Consider the following 2281-nt stretch of genomic DNA (forward strand, 5'->3'; position numbering starts at 1 on the left):
GTGCACCACCACCTCGGGCCTCTCGCGCTCGAACAGCTCTTTCAGAAATCCCGGTGTCTCAAGACGCTGTTCCTCGGCACTGAACTCCTTTGACTGCCTGAGCATTGCATGTCGCCGCTCCTTCAGCCGGACATCATAATAGTCCGTCAGCGCATCGAGACCGATGACGCGAAAGCCGTCTCGAAGCAGCCGCGCTGAGACGTGGTAACCGATGAATCCGGCTGATCCGGTGACGAGAGCCGTGCGCAATATTTCTTTCTACCCCTGCTCAACAAAAACTCGCAGACACATGGATCAGGCACTCGCAGCGCAAAGCGCTTCGGAGTCGGGACCAGAGCCGGAAACCAGTTCGCCAAGGATAAGCTTGAGCGTCGAGAGGTCGCTTTCTTCAATCGTCATCATGATTTTCTGAAGCTTGGGCTCAAGCATGTCCCAGCTCAGATGATCCTCATGCGCCTTCATGATGCGGACATGGTCCGTTCTTTCGGGATTGTCTCCGATAAGCAGCTCTTCATAGAGCTTCTCGCCGGGGCGCAGCCCGATAACCTCAATCTCGATATCGCCATCCGGGTTGCTGGCGTCGCGGATAGTGAGGCCGGACAGCGCCACCATACGTCGTGCCAGATCGGCAATGCGAACCGGCTCGCCCATGTCGAGCAGGAAAACATCGCCTCCGCTTCCCATCGCCCCTGCCTGGATGACGAGCTGCGCAGCTTCAGGGATCGTCATGAAGAAACGGGTGACATCAGGATGCGTGATGGTTATGGGACCACCATTGCGTATCTGGCGCCGGAAGAGCGGCAAGACAGAACCCGAAGAGCCGAGCACGTTGCCGAACCTGACCATCGAGAAGCAGGTTCTCTTCGCCGGCTTGCCACCTTCGATGACAGCGCGGCGCTCTTCCTCATCAAAAGCCTGAAGCACAAGCTCCGCGAGTCGTTTGCTCGCGCCCATTACATTGGTCGGCCGAACTGCCTTGTCCGTGCTGACGAGAACAAAGTTCGCGGTACCATGCGCGCGCGCCATTTCCGCACATACCCATGTCCCCCAGACATTGTTCCGGATGCCCTCAAACGGGTTGGCCTCTACCAGTGGTACATGCTTGTAGGCGGCGGCGTGATAAACCGTCTGCGGTGAATATGCCGAGAAAACCTGCTGCATCCGGCGCCTGTCCTGAACGGAGCCGAGAAGGGGAATGATACTGGTGGACCGCAATCCCCTCTGCCGCGCTGTTGCCAACAGCTCCTGTTCAATCTGAAAGAGCGCGAACTCGGTCATCTCGTACAGGAGAAGCATCCGGGGTTCACACTTCAGTATCTGGCGACACAATTCGCTACCGATGGAACCGCCCGCGCCTGTAACCATCACCACCCGGCCGCGAATATCACGATTGAGAAGGGCGTGGTTTGGTGCGACGGGGTCACGACCCAGCAGTTCGTGAATATCCGGCTCACGAATGTCACTCACCTGCACACGACCCGTCGCCAGATCATCAAGGCCCGGCATGGTGCGCACACGGACTGAATGGACCTCGAGGTCACGCATGATCCGGCCCCGCTCCGCCCTGCTGATCGAAGGCATGGCAATCAGAATGTCGGTGACATCAAGCTTGGGGATCACATAATGCAGGGAAGCCGGATTGTAGATCTTCACACCATTCGCCACCTGCCCATGCAGGCTGCGATTATCATCAAGAAATCCGACAACTTCCTGATTGCCCGCAGCGGACAGGGCAACCGCAAGCTGCTGACCCGCAACGCCGGCACCATAAATGAGTACACGCTGATCATCGGCTCGCTTTGCATAGCGGGAATGTCTTCCCAGCATGTCACGCGCGATGGCGCGCGCGGCGACGAGGGCAACCAGAAAAAGCACGGGCTGGGCGAGACCGATCGAGCGCGGCACACCTGGCACACCAATAAATGTAAAGATGCCCGCAAAGATCACACCATAGACGGCAACCGCCTTGGTGATATTCACCATCGCCTGCCATCCGGAGAAGCGGAAGACCGCGCGATAAAGCCCGAAATAGGTGAAAACAGGAATGCCGATCGCAGCCGCCGCGACCGCCGCCCATACCCGCGTCCCGGTGAGCGGCACGAATGCCTCAAGACGCAACGCGAGCGCCAGAGCAATTGTCATAATGGCAAGAATGATATCTACGGAAACCGCAACTATTCTCTTGGCCGGGCGTGGCAAGGAAAGCAGCCCGCCAAGGACGCGATCACCAATCTTCCGTAGTTCCAGCATGGAACACTCAATCCCTTCCGACTAGGTTCAC

Annotated in this window: 2 protein-coding genes; both read right to left on the reverse strand. The window is 58.0% G+C overall.

Annotated elements, in window-relative coordinates:
* Positions 1 to 249 (reverse strand): NAD-dependent epimerase/dehydratase family protein (locus tag WBF74_RS13800; RefSeq protein ID WP_424440898.1); only part of this gene is annotated, 249 nt, incomplete at its 3' end.
* Positions 250 to 294: 45 nt separating this feature from the next.
* On the reverse strand, positions 295 to 2250 hold the full coding sequence (locus WBF74_RS13805) for a polysaccharide biosynthesis protein (protein ID WP_424440900.1): 1956 nt from the start codon (positions 2248 to 2250) through the stop codon (positions 295 to 297).
* Positions 2251 to 2281: the final 31 nt, after the last annotated feature.

The sequence above is a fragment of the Parvibaculum sp. genome (assembly GCF_049672805.1).
GTDB lineage: Bacteria > Pseudomonadota > Alphaproteobacteria > Parvibaculales > Parvibaculaceae > Parvibaculum.

Coding starts and splice junctions, on each gene's coding strand:
- WBF74_RS13805 (WP_424440900.1), bottom strand. CDS start 2,250: ATGCTGGAACTACGGAAGATTGGTGATCGCGTCCTTGGCGGGCTGCTT.